10 protein-coding genes are annotated in these 18,101 nt (G+C 54.9%); 8 read left to right on the top strand and 2 right to left on the bottom strand.

All coding sequences use genetic code 11. The annotated features are described in order from the left end of the window. Window positions 1-225: 225 nt before the first annotated feature. Window positions 226-4,200 carry a trifunctional transcriptional regulator/proline dehydrogenase/L-glutamate gamma-semialdehyde dehydrogenase gene (putA, locus tag ACQZQY_RS16685; RefSeq protein WP_431296045.1) on the bottom strand — a complete coding sequence of 1,325 codons (3,975 nt, stop codon included), beginning with the start codon at window positions 4,198-4,200 and terminating at the stop codon, window positions 226-228. Between the two features lie 530 nt (window positions 4,201-4,730). Between putA and putP the strand changes: the two genes are divergently transcribed. From putP to phoH, 6 genes are all read left to right on the top strand, one after another. After that, window positions 4,731-6,215 (top strand): sodium/proline symporter PutP, encoded by a 1,485-nt coding sequence (gene putP, locus ACQZQY_RS16680; RefSeq protein ID WP_136375077.1) that lies wholly within the window; start codon window positions 4,731-4,733, stop codon window positions 6,213-6,215. A 261-nt stretch (window positions 6,216-6,476) separates the two neighbouring features. Continuing rightward, window positions 6,477-7,328 carry an iron uptake transporter permease EfeU gene (gene efeU, locus ACQZQY_RS16675; RefSeq protein ID WP_122095183.1) on the top strand — a complete coding sequence of 284 codons (852 nt, stop codon included), beginning with the start codon at window positions 6,477-6,479 and terminating at the stop codon, window positions 7,326-7,328. 45 nt (window positions 7,329-7,373) lie between these two features. Beyond that, complete coding sequence (gene efeO / locus ACQZQY_RS16670) at window positions 7,374-8,513, top strand: iron uptake system protein EfeO (protein WP_183847259.1); 1,140 nt, start codon at window positions 7,374-7,376, stop codon at window positions 8,511-8,513. Between the two features lie 58 nt (window positions 8,514-8,571). Then, window positions 8,572-9,867 carry an iron uptake transporter deferrochelatase/peroxidase subunit gene (gene efeB, locus ACQZQY_RS16665; RefSeq protein ID WP_056770238.1) on the top strand — a complete coding sequence of 432 codons (1,296 nt, stop codon included), beginning with the start codon at window positions 8,572-8,574 and terminating at the stop codon, window positions 9,865-9,867. 176 nt (window positions 9,868-10,043) lie between these two features. Then, on the top strand, window positions 10,044-11,315 hold the full coding sequence (locus tag ACQZQY_RS16660) for a chloride channel protein (RefSeq protein ID WP_431296044.1): 1,272 nt from the start codon (window positions 10,044-10,046) through the stop codon (window positions 11,313-11,315). Between the two features lie 715 nt (window positions 11,316-12,030). Next, window positions 12,031-12,819, top strand: coding sequence for a phosphate starvation-inducible protein PhoH (phoH, locus tag ACQZQY_RS16655; RefSeq protein ID WP_056770246.1), 789 nt, complete (start codon window positions 12,031-12,033; stop codon window positions 12,817-12,819). Between the two features lie 88 nt (window positions 12,820-12,907). Here phoH and chaA read toward each other — a convergent pair whose 3' ends face one another. Further along, window positions 12,908-14,008 (bottom strand): sodium-potassium/proton antiporter ChaA, encoded by a 1,101-nt coding sequence (gene chaA, locus ACQZQY_RS16650; RefSeq protein ID WP_056770249.1) that lies wholly within the window; start codon window positions 14,006-14,008, stop codon window positions 12,908-12,910. 711 nt (window positions 14,009-14,719) lie between these two features. Between chaA and ACQZQY_RS16645 the strand changes: the two genes are divergently transcribed. After that, a complete protein-coding gene (locus ACQZQY_RS16645) occupies window positions 14,720-15,409 on the top strand; it encodes a gamma-glutamylcyclotransferase (protein WP_431296043.1) in 690 nt (229 codons plus the stop codon). A 261-nt stretch (window positions 15,410-15,670) separates the two neighbouring features. Then, entirely contained in the window at window positions 15,671-17,911 is a 2,241-nt protein-coding gene (locus ACQZQY_RS16640) for a TonB-dependent receptor (protein ID WP_431296042.1), read from the top strand. Window positions 17,912-18,101: the final 190 nt, after the last annotated feature.

The raw sequence follows: 18,101 nt of genomic DNA, 5'->3' as shown, positions 1-18,101 counted from the left end.
GGGCTACGTGTCGGGGATTGCCTTACATGGGGGAGTCTCAGAGCACGTACATCGTGTACGCGATAAAGCATGTCTGAAAAAACGTGGGAGATCAAAGAGGGAGGCACTTTCCTCCCTCTCTGGCCGTGTTGGCACAACGCGTTAAGCGAACACTGTAATTGAGAAACCGACACTGTTTCGGTCAGGGTTAAAGGCCGCCATTGCGGCGGCCACTGATATCAACCCTCACCCGATGGTCATCAGACTCGCATTTCCTCCCGCCGCGGCGGTGTTCACACTCAATGAGCGCTCGTGAAGCAGGCGCTCCAGCAACACATTGTCATCGCCGCGCGCAAAGCCCTGCACTGACACATTGGCGCCAGGGCGGTTGGCGATAATCTGACACAGTTCCCGCAGCTGGTCGGCGTCGCCGTGGTAGATGACCGCATCGAAGACCGGCGCATCGTTTTGCCAGTCTTGTGCGAAGTCCACGCGTTCCTGTACCGCCCCGGGTAACTGGCTGAACAGTTCGCGCTGTAACGGCGCTTCCGGCCACAGGATCCGGCAACCGGTCGCGGTGATGGCGGCAAGCTGGAGCAGGGCGTCGGCCTGATTATCGGCCAGTGCCAGAACACGTTCGCGGGGTAACAGGGCGTAGGTGTTGCGTTCGCCCGTTGGCCCCGGCAGGGTGCGCAATGTGCCGCCCTGGCTGCTTTCGGCGAAGCACGTGCAGACGTCGATAAAGGCGGCCGGTTGCTGGCTGCGGGTTGCCCACTGTTGCAACGCGCGGTGCGGTGCAAGCAGCGCGTCGCGCACGGACGTGTCCAGCGGCAGATCGCGATCCTGACGCAGCAAGGTTTGTTGCACGGCAAATGGCGGACGGCTGCTGAGCAGGCGATAAAGATAGAGCGGGCCGCCCGCTTTCGGGCCGGTGCCGGACAAGCCTTCGCCGCCAAACGGCTGTACACCGACCACGGCGCCAACCATGTTGCGGTTCACGTACATGTTGCCGACGTGCGCCTGCTGGGTCACACGGTGGATGGTTTCGTCGATGCGGGTGTGAATGCCCAGCGTCAGGCCGTAACCGGCGGCATTAATCTGACCGATCAGCTTATCCAGATCCTGGCGGGCATAACGCACCACGTGCAGCACCGGGCCGAAGATCTCTTTCTTCATCTCATCAAAGCTTTCCAGCTCGATAAGCGTCGGTTTTACAAAGGTGCCGCGGTTCCATTCCTGCTGATCAGCGGCGAATTCCTGCGTGGCCTGATACACCGTGCGGCCTTTGGCGCGCATGGCATCGATATGTTTTTCAATACCGGCTTTGGCATCGGCGTCAATCACCGGCCCGATATCGGTAGACAGGCGTTCCGGATTGCCCATGCGGCATTCGGCCATCGCACCGCGCAGCATCTGCAGGGTGTGATCGGCCACGTCATCCTGAATGCAGAGCACGCGCAGAGCAGAACAACGCTGACCGGCGCTGTCGAAGGCGGAGGCCACCACGTCCATCACTACCTGCTCGGTCAGGGCAGAGGAATCGACAATCATCGCATTCAGGCCGCCGGTTTCGGCGATAAGCGGCGTCGGACGCCCCTGCGGATCGAGTCTTCCCGCAATGTTGCGTTGCAAAATACCCGCCACGTCGGTGGAGCCGGTGAACAGCACGCCGCGAACGCGTTCGTCATTGACCAGCTGCGCACCGACGGTTTCGCCTTTGCCCGGCAGCAGTTGCAGTACCCCGGCCGGAACCCCGGCTTCGTGCAGAATACCGACGGCAAGCGCCGCAATCAGAGGCGTTTGCTCCGCCGGTTTTGCCAGCACGCTGTTGCCTGCGGCCAGTGCGGCGGCGATCTGACCGGTGAAAATCGCCAGCGGGAAGTTCCACGGGCTGATACACACCACCGGGCCGAGCGGACGGTGCGTGTCGTTGGTGAAATCTTCGCGGATCTGACCGGCATAGTAGTGCAGGAAATCCACCGCTTCGCGCACTTCGGCGATGGCGTTATTAAAGGTTTTTCCGGCCTCGCGCACCAGCACGCCAAGCAGACTTTGCAACTGCGCTTCCATCAATTCTGCACCGCGTTGCAGGATTGCGGCGCGCTCTTCGGGAGGCGTCGCAAACCAGATGGCGCCAGCCGTGGCGGAAGCGTCCAGCGCACGGCTGATTTCCGCTTCTGTGGCTTCACGTACGTGCCCGACGATGTCGGTATGTTCAGACGGGTTGATGACCGGCAGGAATTCGCCGTCGTCAGTGGGCGCATCGATCATCGGCTGCGCGGTGACCGTATGGCTGGCGCTTTGCAACAGGGCGCTGGACAGCGAGGCCAGACGGTGCTCGCTGGACATATCCAGCCCGGCAGAGTTGACGCGTTTATCGCCGTACAAATTGCGTGGCAGGGCGATGCGCGGGTGCGGCAATCCGACCTGTCCTTCCGTGGCGGCCAGCGCTTCAACGGCCAGAACCGGATCGGCGATCAGTTCGTCTATTGGCAGCGTGGCATCGGCGATGCGGTTAACAAAAGAGGTGTTAGCGCCGTTTTCCAGCAGGCGGCGAACCAGATAGGCGAGCAGCGTTTCGTGGGTGCCGACCGGGGCATAGATGCGGCAAGGGCGGTTGAGTTTTCCTTCGGCAATTTTGCCGACAACCTGCTCGTACAGCGGTTCGCCCATGCCGTGCAGGCACTGGAATTCGTACTGACCCGGATAATAGTTGTTACCGGCCAGCTGATAAATGGCAGCGACGGTGTGGGCATTGTGGGTGGCGAACTGCGGATAAATCAGGTTCGGCACGGCCAGCAGTTTACGGGCACAGGCCAGATAAGAGACGTCGGTGTAAACCTTGCGGGTGTAGACCGGATAATCGTCCAGCCCGTCCATTTGGGCGCGCTTGATTTCACTGTCCCAGTACGCGCCTTTTACCAGACGGATCATCAGGCGGCGACGGCTGCGCTGCGCCAGGCTGGTCAGGTAGTCGGTCACCATCGGACAACGCTTCTGATAGGCCTGGATCACAAAACCGATGCCGTTCCAGCCCGCCAGTTCCGGCTCAAAGCAGAGTTTTTCCAGCAGATCGAGGGAGATTTCCAGACGATCGGCCTCTTCGGCATCGACGTTAATGCCGATGTCATAGCTGCGCGCCAGCAAGGTCAGCGACAGCAGGCGGGGGTAAAGTTCTTCCATGACGCGTTCGTACTGCGCACGGCTGTAGCGCGGGTGCAGGGCGGAAAGTTTGATGGAGATGCCGGGGCCTTCATAAATGCCACGGCCATTGGAGGCTTTACCGATCGCGTGGATCGCCTGCTGGTAAGACTGCAAATAGGCCTGTGCGTCTTTTTCTGTCAGCGCGGCTTCACCCAGCATGTCGTAGGAATAACGGAAACCTTTGTCTTCGTGCTTGCGGGCATTGGCCAGCGCTTCGGCAATGGTTTCGCCGGTCACGAACTGTTCGCCCATCAGGCGCATGGCCATGTCCACGCCTTTACGGATCAGCGGCTCGCCGCCTTTACCGATAATGCGGCTGAGAGATTTAGACAGGCTGGCTTCGTTGTGCGTGGCCACCAGTTTGCCGGTGAACAGCAGACCCCAGGTAGCGGCGTTGACAAACAGCGACGGGCTGCGGCCCAGGTGTGAGTGCCAGTTACCGTTGCTGATTTTGTCGCGGATCAGCGCATCGCGCGTCGGTTTATCGGGAATGCGCAGCAGGGCTTCCGCCAGACACATCAGCGCCACGCCTTCCTGCGAGGAAAGGGAGAACTCCTGCAACAGGCTTTGCACCATACCGGCACGGCCATTGGCGCTCTTCTGGTTACGCAATTTGGTGGCGATGTCGGCAGCCAGTTTCTGCGCCGCGTCATGAAGTGGCGCAGGTAAACGCGCCTGTTCGAGCAGCATGGAAACGGCTTCCGGCTCAGGGCGGCGATAGGCGGCGGTGATAGCGGAACGGCTGACGGACTGCGGCTGGATCTGCTCGGCAAAATCGAGGAAGGGCTGATGCGATTCCTGAACCGTCAGCGGCGGGGTATCGTCGGCGTTTTCAGCCGCAGCGCCGTTCAGTGAAGGGATTTCCGGCAGCGCGTCGCCATTTTCCAAACGTTCAAGATAGGAAAAGATCGCCTGTTTGATCAGCCAGTGCGGCGTGCGGTCAATTTGCTGTGCGGCCACTTTAAGCCTGTCGCGCGTGCCTTCGTCCAGCTTCACGCCCATCGTCGTCATACCCATGCGCCAATACTCCATATAAAGAGGTTCAGGTGATTTCATTATGTTTATGGCAAGCAATATCTTCTATGTTGCAACCTTGTGCAACCTCATTCACACAGGAAGTCTGCCTGATGTGATTTGGCTGGCATTTTTAACATCTTAACAACCGTGCTGGCCTCGCAGAGGCCGCTGTGCGGGTTCCTTCGTGATGCTGTGGAGGGTGCAACCTTTGCGTCTGTAACGTGCAACCGGTTATCAGAATAAGTGTGATGGAGCGTGAAGTTTGTGTATCTGATTTGTTAATTATCTTGAATTCAATGGTGTGCTAAACCAGTATCCGCCCGACAGGAAATTTGAATAAAAACCCGATTACCCACCTGTAAAAAGAAAAAATATGGAGAGTAATGCTGCATCCTTTACGGGTTTCAGCCATCATCTCGCCCCGGCATGGATTGACCGCGTTTATCGCCGCGTCAGGACAGACAGGTGCCGGCCTGCATGGAATATGCATCGCTCATAAGCACGACAAATAACAAGAAGTGGAGAAAACAATGACAATGAACACACCGATGCTGGTGACGTTTTGTGTTTATATTTTCGGGATGATTTTGATTGGACTCATCGCGTATTTACGGACCAAAAACTTTGATGATTATATTCTGGGTGGCCGCAGTTTAGGCAGCGTGGTGACCGCGCTTTCCGCCGGGGCGTCGGACATGAGCGGCTGGCTGCTGATGGGGTTGCCGGGGGCGATTTTTATTTCCGGCATTTCCGAAAGCTGGATTGCCATCGGCCTGACCATCGGCGCGTATCTGAACTGGAAACTGGTGGCAGGGCGTTTACGTGTGCATACCGAAGCCAACAATAACGCGCTGACCCTGCCGGATTACTTTACCCATCGTTTTGAAGATTCCAGCAAACTGCTGCGCATTATCTCGGCGGTGGTGATCCTGGTCTTTTTCACCATCTATTGCGCCTCCGGCATTGTGGCCGGTGCGCGTTTGTTTGAAAGTACCTTCGGCATGACCTACCAGACCGCGTTGTGGGCGGGGGCGGCGGCAACCATCATTTATACCTTTATCGGGGGCTTTCTGGCCGTCAGCTGGACGGACACCGTGCAGGCCAGTCTGATGATTTTTGCACTGATCCTGACGCCGGTGATCGTCATCCTCGCGGTTGGCGGTATTGATACCTCAATGATGGTCATTCAGGCTAAAAACCCGCAATACACCGACATGTTTAAGAACATGAATCTGGTGGCTATCCTGTCGCTGCTGGGCTGGGGGCTGGGCTATTTCGGCCAGCCGCATATTCTGGCGCGTTTCATGGCGGCGGATTCTCACCGTACCATTCGCAGCGCGCGCCGCATCAGCATGACGTGGATGATTCTGTGTCTGGCGGGCACCATCGCAGTCGGCTTCTTCGGCATTGCGTACTTCAGCAATAATCCGGGCCAAGCGGGGAACGTGACGCAAAACGGTGAGCGCGTGTTTATCGAACTGGCGAAACTGCTGTTCAATCCGTGGATTGCCGGTGTTTTACTCTCCGCGATCCTGGCTGCGGTGATGAGTACGCTGAGCTGTCAGTTGCTGGTGTGCTCCAGTGCTATCACCGAAGACCTGTATAAAGCGTTTCTGCGCAAGGGCGCGAGCCAGCGTGAGCTGGTGTGGATTGGTCGTCTGATGGTACTGGTGGTAGCGCTGGTGGCGATTGCGCTGGCGGCAAACCCTGAAAACCGCGTGCTGGGTCTGGTGAGTTACGCCTGGGCAGGCTTTGGTGCGGCATTCGGCCCCGTTATCCTGATCTCGGTGATGTGGAAACGCATGACCCGCAACGGCGCGCTGGCCGGGATGGTGGTCGGTGCCGCTACCGTGATTTTGTGGAAACAGTACGGCTGGGCCGAGCTGTATGAAATCATCCCCGGCTTTATCTTCGCCTCGCTGGCTATCTGGATTGTCAGCCTGACCGGCAGCAAGCCGTCAAAAGCGGTTGAAGAACGTTTCAACACGGCGGAAGCCGAATATAACAGCATCTGATTTTCGCCCCGGGCGGTGAATCAGACAGTGACCTCACGGAGCCTTCAGGGCTCCGTTTTCTTTTACGGCACCCTGTATCCGGGGTGCTGAAACAACCGGCAATATTTTTTCGTGCGCTTTTCCCCTCCCGTGCTCAAAAAACAGCATGTGGCCTCTTGTATTTATCTCGCCAGGAATGATAATCACTATCGTTTCGATTTTACTTTTCTTTACAGAGTGCTTGCACAAACTGTAAGTCATTTGTTCTACGGGAGTTCCGCTATGTTCGTTCCGTTTCTCATTATGTTCCGCGAAGGGCTGGAAGCCGCGCTTATCGTCAGCCTTATCGCCAGTTATCTGAAACGGACGCAGCGCGGGCAGTGGCTCGGCGTGGTCTGGATTGGCGTGATCGTGGCGGCAGCATTGTGTCTGGCGCTGGGTATTTTCATCAATGAAACCACCGGCGAGTTTCCGCAAAAGCAGCAGGAGCTGTTCGAAGGCATTGTAGCGGTGGTGGCAGTCTGCATTCTGACCTACATGGTGTTCTGGATGCGTAAGGTGTCGCGTTCAATCAAAGTACATCTGGAAGGCGCGATTGATAACGCGCTCAACTCCAGCCGCGGGCAGGGCTGGGCGCTGGTGGCGATGGTGTTCTTTGCGGTGGCACGCGAAGGGCTGGAATCGGTGTTCTTCCTGCTGGCGGCGTTCCAGCAAGACGTCGGTATCGAAGCGCCGATTGGCGCACTGCTCGGCCTGGGCGCGGCGATCGTGCTCGGTTTCCTCATCTATTACGGCGGCGTGAAGCTGCATCTGGCGAAATTCTTTAAATGGACCAGCCTGTTTATTCTGTTTGTCGCCGCCGGTCTGGCTGCGGGTGCCATCCGCGCGTTTCACGAAGCAGGGTTGTGGAACCGCATGCAGGATATCGCCTTTGACCTGAGCGGGACGCTCTCCACGCACTCTTTATTCGGAACCTTGCTGGAAGGCATGTTCGGGTATCAGGAAGCGCCGACCGTCAGTGAAGTCGCGGTGTATTTCCTGTATCTGATCCCGGCGCTGTTCCTGTTCTTTATGCCGCAGAGCAAATCGCCTGTGGCCGCTGCGGCATCTGCCGGGCACAAAACACAACGCTGATTTTACGTTAATTGTCTCTTCACACAGTTTGTCATGGAGTGGTACATGTCCTATTCATCCCCGCTGTTTCGCCGTAAAGCTTTACAGATTGCACTGTTGTCTCTGCCCGCTTTTGCGCTGAGCGCCAACGTGCTGGCTGCTGATGTTCGTCAGGTAAAAATTACCGTTAATGATAAACAGTGTGAACCGATGGCGCTGACCGTGCCTGCCGGTAAAACGCAGTTTGTCGTGCATAACGCCAGCCAGAAAGGTCTGGAATGGGAAATTCTCAAAGGCGTGATGGTGGTGGAAGAGCGCGAAAATATCGCGCCAGGTTTCACCCAGAAAATGACGGCTAACCTGGAACCGGGCGAATACGACATGACCTGCGGACTGCTGAGCAATCCAAAAGGCAAACTGACCGTGACCGCAGAAGGCGCAGCGGCCGCCACCAAACCGGACGCCATGGCGCTGGTTGGCCCGATTGCGGAATATAAAGTCTATGTGACTCAGCAGGTGGGTGAACTGGTTTCCCACACCAAAGCGTTCACTGAGGCGATTAAAAAGGGCGACCTGAAAAAAGCGCAATCCCTGTACGCTTCTACCCGCGTTTATTACGAGCGCATTGAGCCCATCGCCGAACTGTTCTCCGATCTGGATGGCAGCATCGACGCCCGTGAAGACGATTTCGAGAAAAAAGCGGAAGACCCTAACTTCACCGGTTTCCACCGTCTGGAGAAAATCCTCTTCGCCGATAAAACCACCCAGGGCACCGAGAAATTTGCCGATAAGTTGTACGCCGATACGGTGGATCTGCAAAAACGTATTACCGATCTGACCTTCCCGCCAAGCAAAGTGGTCGGCGGGGCAGCGGGTCTTATCGAAGAAGTGGCATCCAGCAAAATCAGCGGTGAAGAAGACCGTTACAGCCGCACCGACTTGTGGGATTTCCGTGCCAACCTCGATGGCGCTCAGAAAATCGTTAACCTGCTGCGTCCGTTGCTGGAAAAAGCCGACAAACCGTTGCTGGATAAAATCGACGCTAACTTCAAAACCGTCGATACGCTGCTGGATAAATACAAAACCAAAGACGGTTATGAGAATTACGAAAAACTGTCTGATGCAGACCGTAACGCAATGAAAGGGCCAATCACCACCCTGGCAGAAGATTTAGCCAAACTGCGTGGTGTTCTTGGTTTAGATTGATTTTTCAGCGCCTTTCCCCTGACCGGGAAGGGCGCTTTTAAATTTCCGAGGCAGAGTAATGAGTCATAAAAACAATAATCAGGATGACGTTTCTTCTTCACGCCGCAGTTTGCTCAAAGGCGTGGGATTGTTAGGCGGGGCATTTGCCCTGGGCGGCGCATCCACTGTGCAGGCCGAAAAAACACCCGGTGCAAAACCAGAGTACACACCAGGTACGGTGTCCCCGGACGAACGCTGGGGCAGGCAGCCTTATTATGGTGAACATCAGGCCGGTATTCTGACGCCACAACAGGCGTCGATGATGCTGGTGGCGTTTGATGTGCTGGCGACAACGAAGGCCGATCTGGAGCGTCTGTTCCGGCTGCTCGACACTCGTTTCAGCTTCCTGACCACCGGTGGCACCGCGCCTTCTGTGGATCCTAAATTTCCGCCGATGGATTCCGGCGTCATGGGCAGCGAGATTTATCCGGATAATCTCACCCTGACGCTCTCCGCCGGTGATTCCCTGTTCGATGAACGTTTTGGGCTGGCCGCGCACAAGCCGCTGAAACTTCAGCGCATGGCGCGTTTCCCGAACGATTCTCTTGATGCCAAACTTTGCCACGGCGATTTGTTGCTGCAAATTTGCGCCAACAACAGCGATACCGTGGTTCATGCGCTGCGTGACATCATCAAATACACGCCGGATTTGCTCAGCGTGCGCTGGCGCCGCGACGGGTTTATTTCGTCCCACGCTGCGCGCAGCCAGGGCAAAGAAACGCCGATCAACCTGCTGGGCTTCAAAGACGGCACGGCCAATCCTGACAGTAAAGACAAGGCGCTGATGGACAAAGCCATCTGGGTTACTGCCGATCAGGGCGAACCCGCCTGGACCGTCGGCGGCAGCTATCAGGCCACCCGGATTATCCCGTTCCACGTCGAATTCTGGGACCGCACGCCGTTGCAGGAGCAGCAGACCATCTTTGGCCGCCACAAGGCCACAGGCGCGCCGCTGGGCATGGAAAAAGAGCACGACGTGCCGGATTACACTAAAGACCCGGAAGGGAAGGTGATCCCACTGGATGCGCACATTCGTCTGGCTAATCCGCGCACCAAAGCCACTGACGATAATCTGATGCTGCGCCGTGGATACAGCTATTCTCTGGGCGTCACCAATTCCGGCCAACTGGAGATGGGTCTGCTGTTCGTCTGCTTCCAGCACGATCTGGAAAAAGGCTTTCTCACGGTACAAAAACGCCTGAACGGCGAACCGCTCGAAGAGTATATCCGCCCGACAGGCGGCGGTTTCTTCTTCACGCTGCCAGGTGTGCAGGATGAGAAACATTATCTCGGACAAACGCTGATCGAGGCGTAATCCTTGCTCCTCCTTCCTGCCGGAAGGAGGAGTCCCGCAGTGCGTTGTGAGCACGCTGTTGTGACAACGCTATTGTGAAAAATTTGTTGTGGAAAATGCCCTCTGGCTGATGCGCGGTTTAACTGAGTTTGTGTAATCTGTTCATCTAACATCAACAGAATCAGTGAAACCCTGACATGTCCGAATTGAATCCTCCCGCAGAAACCAGCCCGTTATGGCGGCTGACCGCAGCCACTTTGTGTACCGGCGTTCTGGCCGGTCTGGGCGGCATGCTGCTGGCGCTGCTGCTGCATTTCATCCAGCACCTTGCGTTTGGCTATAGCCCCGACTTTATCATCAGCAACGAAAGCTTTTTACAGGGTGTCAGTGAGGCCACGCGCTCGCGGCGTCTGGCGGTGCTGGTCTTGTGTGGCGCCGTGGCGGGGTTCGGCTGGTGGGCGCTTTACCGCTGGGGCAAGCCGCTGGTCAGCATTGCGGCGGCGGTGAAATCTGATCAACCGCGTATGCCTCTTGTCAGCACCACGCTCCATGCGTTGCTGCAAATTATCACCGTGGCGCTCGGTTCGCCGCTCGGGCGCGAAGTCGCGCCGCGCGAGATCGGGGCGGTGTCTGCCAGCTGGCTGGCCGGGCGGTTCAGCCTGACGGTGCGTGAAACGCAGATCATGATTGCCTGCGGGGCAGGCGCCGGGCTGGCGGCGGTGTATAACGTGCCGCTGGGTGGCGCGGTGTTTGTACTTGAAGTGTTGCTCGGCGCGTTCAGCTGGCGGTTACTGTTACCGGCTATCGCGACTTCCTCCATTGCGGCGCTGGTGGCGTGGATCGGGCTTGGCAATGAATCGCAGTATCATCTGATGCAACTGAATACCACGCCCTCGCTGATGGTCTGGTCAGTGCTGATGGGGCCGGTATTTGGCGTGGCCGCATACGCGTTTACGCGCATGACTAACCGCGCAAAAGCGCAGGCACCGCGCGATGCCCGGCTGATTATTTTCAATCTGCTGAACTTTGCGTTCATCGGCATTCTGGCGGGCTGGTTGCCGCAACTGCTGGGCAACGGGAAGGGGCCTGCACAGCTGAGTTTTGATAATCAGATTACCGTGGTGCTGGCGGCAACGGTGCTGACCGGCAAACTGGTGATCACCTGGAGTACGCTGCGCGCCGGTGCGCAGGGCGGATTGCTGACGCCGGGGCTGTCTAACGGCGCGCTGCTGGCCTGTATTCTGGGTGCCGTGTGGAATATGTTCTGGCCCGGCACCTCGCTCGGCGCGTTTGCCATTATCGGGGCGGCGGCGTTTCTGGCCTCTTCAATGAAAATGCCCTTAACTGCCGTGGTGCTGATTATGGAGTTTACGCGGGTTGATCATGACTTTTTAATTCCGATCCTTTTCGCCGTCAGCGGGTCGATCGCCTGCTTTACCTTATGCAGTAAAATCAGCAGGGAAAAATAACCGCAGGGAGGATCCCAAAAAGATCCTCAAGATCCTGTTGACGAAGACTACAAATTTTTTTACATTTTAGTAACGCATTTATTTCAGCTGTCATTATACTGAAATCATAGCGCGATAGTTTTTGAGTGGTACGGTAAATAGGTTTTTGAGCAGCACTGTAAAAGGTTTTTCTGAGTGTACGGCCAATGCCGTTAATAACACTGCGGGGAGCGCGAATGGTAAAGTCCTTGTTTGGGCTGGTGAGAGTAAATAACAGGCTTCACTCATTCACTCGTTGTTGTCGCGTCACTGCAAACGAGGGCAAGGCTTCCGACTCTTTATTATTTCGTCACGCATTTTCAGCATATTCCTATCTTTCTTCACTGATGTTTTCATCCACGCAACAACAACCCTGTTCTTTAACTGACTCCTCTTCTCCTAAATCCGGGAGACTCTTTCACACTGGTGCGAACAGCATTGGCTTTAATTCTGGCAATTTTATTGTGCGGGTCAGCGGTTTGTCATTATTGACATTCAGTTCATTACTGACAATGCCTCTTCGTGAAAAGAAAACAGCCAGGAGATTATTTCTTAATCAATGGGATCGATTTTCCTCTTCACGTTATTCATTGGCTTCAATTGGTCTAAAAGGAGACCAAAACCTCATTTGTGAGTGAAACATAACCGTGCGGGAAACCGCCTTAGCGTTAAGTGAATCAAACTGTAAGGTGCCACTATGGGAAGACAGAAAGCAGTGATCAAAGCTCGCCGTGAAGCAAAACGAGTCATTCGTAGCGACTCACGCAGTCACCGCCAGCGCGAGGAAGAATCTGTGACATCACTGGTACAGATGGGCGGTTTGGAATCGATTGGAATGGCACGAGATACACGCGACCACTCCGTAATCGAAGCACGTACCGAAGCTCAAGGTCATTACTTATCAGCCATAGAGAATAAGCAGTTAATTTTTGCCACAGGTGAAGCCGGTTGCGGCAAAACATTCATCAGCGCTGCGAAAGCAGCTGAGGCATTAATTCACAAAGAAATCGACAGGATTATTGTGACACGTCCGGTATTGCAGGCCGATGAAGATCTCGGTTTCCTGCCAGGCGATATTTCAGAGAAGTTTGCCCCTTATTTCCGCCCGGTCTACGACATCTTATTACGTCGCCTGGGATCTTCATTCCTGCAATATTGTTTGCGGCCGGAAATTGGGAAAGTGGAAATTGCGCCTTTTGCTTACATGCGCGGACGCACTTTCGAAAACGCAGTGGTTATTCTGGATGAAGCGCAGAATGTCACCGCCAGTCAGATGAAAATGTTCCTGACCCGACTGGGTGAAAATGTGACGGTGATTGTGAATGGTGATATTACCCAGTGTGATTTACCACGTGGCGTAGTATCAGGGCTCAGCGATGCATTATCCCGTTTCGAAGAAGACGAAATGGTGGGCATCATTAAGTTTGGTAAACAGGATTGCGTGCGCTCTGAGTTGTGCCAGAGAACGCTGAATGCTTACTCATAATTAATTCCCCATAAATGACCGAATTGATGACAATAAAAAGGCCGCTCCGATGAGCGGCCTTTCTTGTTATGGCGTTTATCTGCCAGGGTTAAAGCATAATAATCATCATATAGGCACAGAATAAGGCCAGATGCGCCGTTCCGTTCAGGACATTAGTACGTCCGGTCGAGAATGAAATCTGACACAGGATCAGCACCGCCAGCATCACCACGATGTTCGCCGGGTCGAGGCCGAAAATCAGGTCCTGACCGGTGAGGGTGGCAATCACGGTCACCGCCGGAACGGTCAGGGAAATGGTCGCCAGCACCGAGCCGAAGAACAAATTCATCGCACGCTGTACCTGATTTTGCAGCACCGCTTTCAGTGCGCCCAGCCCTTCAGGGGAGAGGATCAACAGCGCCACCAGGAAACCGGTGAACTGCGCAGGGGCGTTCAGTTCCGTCAGCAGGCTTTCCAGCGGATTGGCATTGAATTTAGTGACGGCGATAACCAGCACCAGATGCACGATAAGCCATAAGGTGTGCGTCAGATTACTTTTGGAAGAGGGCTTTCCGTGGCCGCTTTCTTCATCGTCATCTTCGTGCTCGTAAATAAACAGGCTCTGATGCGTTTTGGTCTGAATGAGCAGGAACACGCCGTACATGGCGGCGGAAATCACGGCGACAAACAGAGCCTGCGTGGTGGAGAAGTTACCGCCGGGCAGCGCAGCAGGCAGAACCAGCACGATGACGGCCAGCGGGAAAATCGCCATCAGATATTGTTTGATACCACCAAGATTTACGTACTGAGTCGCAAATTTACGACCGCCCAGCAGCAGGGCAACGCCCACCAGGCCGGCAGTGACGATCATGATGATCGAGAATAAGGTGTCACGCATCAGCGCGGGAGCGGCATCACCGGTCGCCATCAGGGCAGAAATCAGGCTGACTTCGAGGATGACCACTGAAAGGCTGAGGATGAGCGAGCCATAAGGTTCGCCAAGACGGTGTGCCAGCACGTCCGCATGACGCACTACGCTGAATGCACTGGCAAGGATCCCCACCAGAGCAATGAGATTGATACCAACGACTGATGCAAAGTTACTGCTGTTGCCCCAAAAAACGAGGACGATAAGGGCGGCAATGGGAAAAATCAGGGAATATTCCTGATGGCGGGTTTTGATTTTGGGATGTTCCTGAGACGACACCATGATGATTTTTCTCCTTATAAACATGCGTGACCCTGCAAAGCGGGTGTCACGAAGAAAACAATAACCGCCTGTCCGTCGGTTATCAGTAAAAAAGCGCTGTTGCGTAATGGTGTAACCTGTTAAGTATAGTAGATAAATTAATCTATTAACAGAAAATAATGCAGGTTAACCACAAAAAAACGACGTACTGCCTGTTTATCAGCAGGTGTGGCGAATTAAAGGCGATTATCCACAGACTTAACTTGCCGTGTTAAATAATTAAAACAATACTAATCAAGCAATTGGATTTTCATATTTACCTTATGGAGGCATTGCGTCAACTTATGTAAATAATCACGATACCCACAGGCTGAACAGGTGAAAAACCGCTTTTTTCGCTCAGATAAGGCGATTCACACGCGGCCTGTGCATTGCCTCCCGCAAGCGTAGCACCGGTCTTGCGGCGAGGCAGATCTTGTCGGTTTATCTGTGATATTCCCGCCTAAAATTCAACATTCATACAATGTTCATAAAATAATCACTTTATTTTCGTTTTGTGATCGTTCTCAACCTTGATTGCAACGAGAGAAACGAATAAGGTTTCAAAGAGTGGGGTATACCAAAAATCTTAAATCTGATCGCCCCGCAGACCATCACTAACCGCGATAACGGAGAACACAGCGTTAACAGCATGGCATGTTCAAAAGTACGTCGTAATGAAGGAGGGAATGAATGTTAACCCGAGATTTTCTGCGTAACGCAGATTGTAAGACAGCATTCGGCAGCATCGACGAATCGATGTTATTAACCTCCGAACAACGCGCCGCCTCACTCGATTGCACGCTGGCGAGACGCCCTGACAACAGTCCTGTGTGGATTTTTGGTTATGGCTCGCTGATGTGGAACCCGGTCTTCGACTCGGAAGAGGCACGGCCTGCCACTCTGCACGGTTATCATCGTGCTTTCTGTTTACGCCTGACGGCAGGGCGCGGCACCCACGCGCAGCCTGGACGTATGCTGGCGCTGCGTGACGGCGGCCAGACGACCGGCCTGGCATTCCGCCTGCCGGAAGACAAGCTGCACGAGGAGCTGGAGCTGCTGTGGAAGCGTGAAATGCTCACTGGCTGCTACCGCCCGACCTGGTGCGAACTGGCGCTCGATGATGGCCGCATCGTCACTGCGCTGGTATTTATTATGGATCCCTCGCACCCTCAGTACGAAGCGGACACCGATTATCAGATCGTTGCGCCGCTGATCGCCAGGGCAAGTGGCCCGTTGGGCACCAATGCGCAATACCTGTTTGCCCTTGAGAAAGAGCTTGAGAGTTACGGTATGCGCGATGACTGCATGAGTGAACTGGTGAAGCAGGTGCGTATGCTGCTGGCGGTTTCTCCCGGCTTCGATGTGCCCGGCCTGAGCTGACGCTGTTGTTTACGTTTTGCAGGCTGCGTGATGTCCCTGCGCAGTCTGTTTTCCTTCCGCATTATTTATTCCCCTGATTTCAGTCAATTACCCGCCTGACGAATAATAAAATTCCTAACTCACAATAAATAACCTTTTTAACATCCTGCTTACCCTGAGGTTATTACACCGAAGTCGGTTGCAATTAGAGTCCCGATCAGCATAATTCAAATCGTTTTGATAATTATTACTATTACCATTTGAACTTTTCAGGGAACTCTCATGCATACTGAAAGTGAAATTTTTCACTCTTCTGTTTCACCGTGTACGCCTGTTTTTAAACGCAAAATGTTACCCGCCGTCATTTCTGCTGCGCTGGGAATGCTGACGCTGCCTGCCTTCGCCGCCCCCGCGACCGCACCGGCGAAAGAGGGTGACACCATCACCATCAGCGCGGCACCGCAAACTTTCACGCCGGGCGGCAATGACACTGTGCCTGCTTACCTCGACGGGCAGATCGCCAACGGCGGGCGTCTGGGGATCCTCGGCGAGCAGGACGCCATGAATGTGCCGTTTAACGTGGTGAGCTTTACCGACAAGCTGATTCAGGATCAGCAGAGCCGGACGCTGGGCGATGTGCTGAATAATGATGCTGCGGTGCAAACCGGCTACGGTTATGGCAATTATTCAGAAACGTTTGTCATCCGTGGTTTTGAACTCTCCGGCGATGATATTTCGTACGGCGGCTTGTACGGCGTACTGCCACGCCAGATCTTGCCCATGGAATTTGCCGATCGCGTAGAACTGCTCAAAGGCTCCAGCGCCTTCCTCAACGGCGTACCTCCGGGCGGTACCGGCGTGGGCGGGAACGTCAACATTGAACCAAAACGCGCCACGGATACTGCAATTAACCGCGTATCGGTCGATTACACATCGTCTTCCCAGGTGGGCGGCGCAGTGGATGTTGGCCGCCGTTTTGGTGATAACAACCAGTGGGGCGTGCGGGTTAATGCCGTTCATCGCGAAGGGGAAAGCGCGATCGATGATGAAAAACGTCGTCTGACGCTTGGCTCTCTCGGGCTGGACTACCGCGGCGACCGCTTTCGTTCCTCACTGGATTTCGGCATGAGCAAAACCAGTGTCCACGGCGGGCGTCCGGTGGTGTATCTCGGCAAAGCCACTAAAATCCCTGACGTGCCTTCTGCTACCGGCAATTACGGCCAGCAATATGCCTCGACCGATATGGAAAACGAATTCGGCATGCTGAAAGGCGAGTATGACGTGGCCGATAACTGGACTGTCTACGCGGCAGCAGGCGCCAACCATACGCACGAATTTGGTAAATACAGTTCGCCGACGTTGCAGGACAACGACGGCAACGCCACCATGAGCCGCATGACGGTACCCTATTTTGCCGACAGCTTATCTTCACAGGCTGGCGTTCGCGGTAAGTTCGACACCGGATTCGTCAACCACAGCGTGAACCTCGGTGTCTCGACGCTGTATCGCAAATACAAAACTGCCTACACCATGACCGCGGCATCGATCAGGACCAACATTTACGACCCCGTTGATTACAGTGAACCGCTGACCAACTTGTACAAAGGCGGCGACATGAGCGATCCGCTGGTGCGTAACCGCACCCGGACCTACGGCGTTTCGCTGTCTGACACGATGTCCGTGCTCGACGATCGTCTGCAGTTCATTGCCGGTTTACGCCGCCAGAACGTGGTGGTGAAAAACTACAATTACGACGGATCGGAAAATACGTCATTTGACGAAATGAAAGTGACGCCAGCCTTCGGTCTGGTGATCAAGCCGTGGGAGCACTACTCCTTCTACGCCAACCACATTGAAGCCTTACAGGCGGGCGAAACCGCAGGCACCACCTATAACGGCAGCATCGTCTCCAACGGCGGGCAGGTGACCGGCATCGAAACGTCGAAACAAAACGAAGTGGGTGTTAAAGCCGATTTTGGTCGCGTGGCCGGTTCACTGGCGTTGTATGAAATCAAAAAACCGATTGGCATGTACCGCGCAACCGGCGAGGGTTACACCTACGGCAACTACGGTGAAGTACGAAACCGTGGGGTCGAGCTGAACGTCTTTGGTGAGCCGGTGCTGGGTGTGCGCGTCAACAGCAGCGTGACCTGGATGAACCCGGAAATGACCAAAACGCAGGGCGGCACCTATGATGGAAACGATGCCGTCGGTGTGCCGCGTTATCAGTGGGTGGTGGGCGGCGAGTGGGATATTCCCGGCGGCAGCGGCGTGACCGCGACCGGTAAAGTGATCCGTTCTGGTTCGCAGTATGCGGACGAAGCCAACAAACTGAAAGTGGATGGCTGGACGCGTCTTGATCTCGGCGTGCGCTATGCCATGCCTGTCGGGCAGAGCACGCTGACCTGGCGTGCAAATCTGGAAAACGTCACCAACGAGAAGTATTGGGCCTCTGCCACCGGCGGTTATCTGACGCAGGGCGATCCGCGGGAATTCAAGCTTTCCGCGACCTACGACTTCTGATTTTGAGCCACTCCCTTTCCCACACGGCGAAAGGGAGTATTTCTCCCACTTTTGTACAGTAACAATTCCCTGCCAGCCCGCATTCCGTCGCTTTAATAACCAATCAGATAACGTTATGCAAAATTCGCATAACGATAGTATTTATCAGACTTTCTGGGGAGTTGAAGAAACTTTACACTCCGTGTATTGG

The organism is Rahnella sp. PAMC25559 (genome assembly GCF_050632365.1).
Classification (GTDB): domain Bacteria; phylum Pseudomonadota; class Gammaproteobacteria; order Enterobacterales; family Enterobacteriaceae; genus Rahnella; species Rahnella rivi.
This window is presented reverse-complemented; position numbering and strand designations above follow the sequence as displayed.

What these genes read in the sequence shown, in the direction of transcription:
- putA (WP_431296045.1), bottom strand. Translation starts at nt 4,200, where the DNA reads ATGGGTATGACGACGATGGGCGTGAAGCTGGACGAAGGCACGCGCGAC.
- putP (WP_136375077.1), top strand. Translation starts at nt 4,731, where the DNA reads ATGACAATGAACACACCGATGCTGGTGACGTTTTGTGTTTATATTTTC.
- efeU (WP_122095183.1), top strand. Translation starts at nt 6,477, where the DNA reads ATGTTCGTTCCGTTTCTCATTATGTTCCGCGAAGGGCTGGAAGCCGCG.
- efeO (WP_183847259.1), top strand. Translation starts at nt 7,374, where the DNA reads ATGTCCTATTCATCCCCGCTGTTTCGCCGTAAAGCTTTACAGATTGCA.
- efeB (WP_056770238.1), top strand. Translation starts at nt 8,572, where the DNA reads ATGAGTCATAAAAACAATAATCAGGATGACGTTTCTTCTTCACGCCGC.
- ACQZQY_RS16660 (WP_431296044.1), top strand. Translation starts at nt 10,044, where the DNA reads ATGTCCGAATTGAATCCTCCCGCAGAAACCAGCCCGTTATGGCGGCTG.
- phoH (WP_056770246.1), top strand. Translation starts at nt 12,031, where the DNA reads ATGGGAAGACAGAAAGCAGTGATCAAAGCTCGCCGTGAAGCAAAACGA.
- chaA (WP_056770249.1), bottom strand. Translation starts at nt 14,008, where the DNA reads ATGGTGTCGTCTCAGGAACATCCCAAAATCAAAACCCGCCATCAGGAA.
- ACQZQY_RS16645 (WP_431296043.1), top strand. Translation starts at nt 14,720, where the DNA reads ATGTTAACCCGAGATTTTCTGCGTAACGCAGATTGTAAGACAGCATTC.
- ACQZQY_RS16640 (WP_431296042.1), top strand. Translation starts at nt 15,671, where the DNA reads ATGCATACTGAAAGTGAAATTTTTCACTCTTCTGTTTCACCGTGTACG.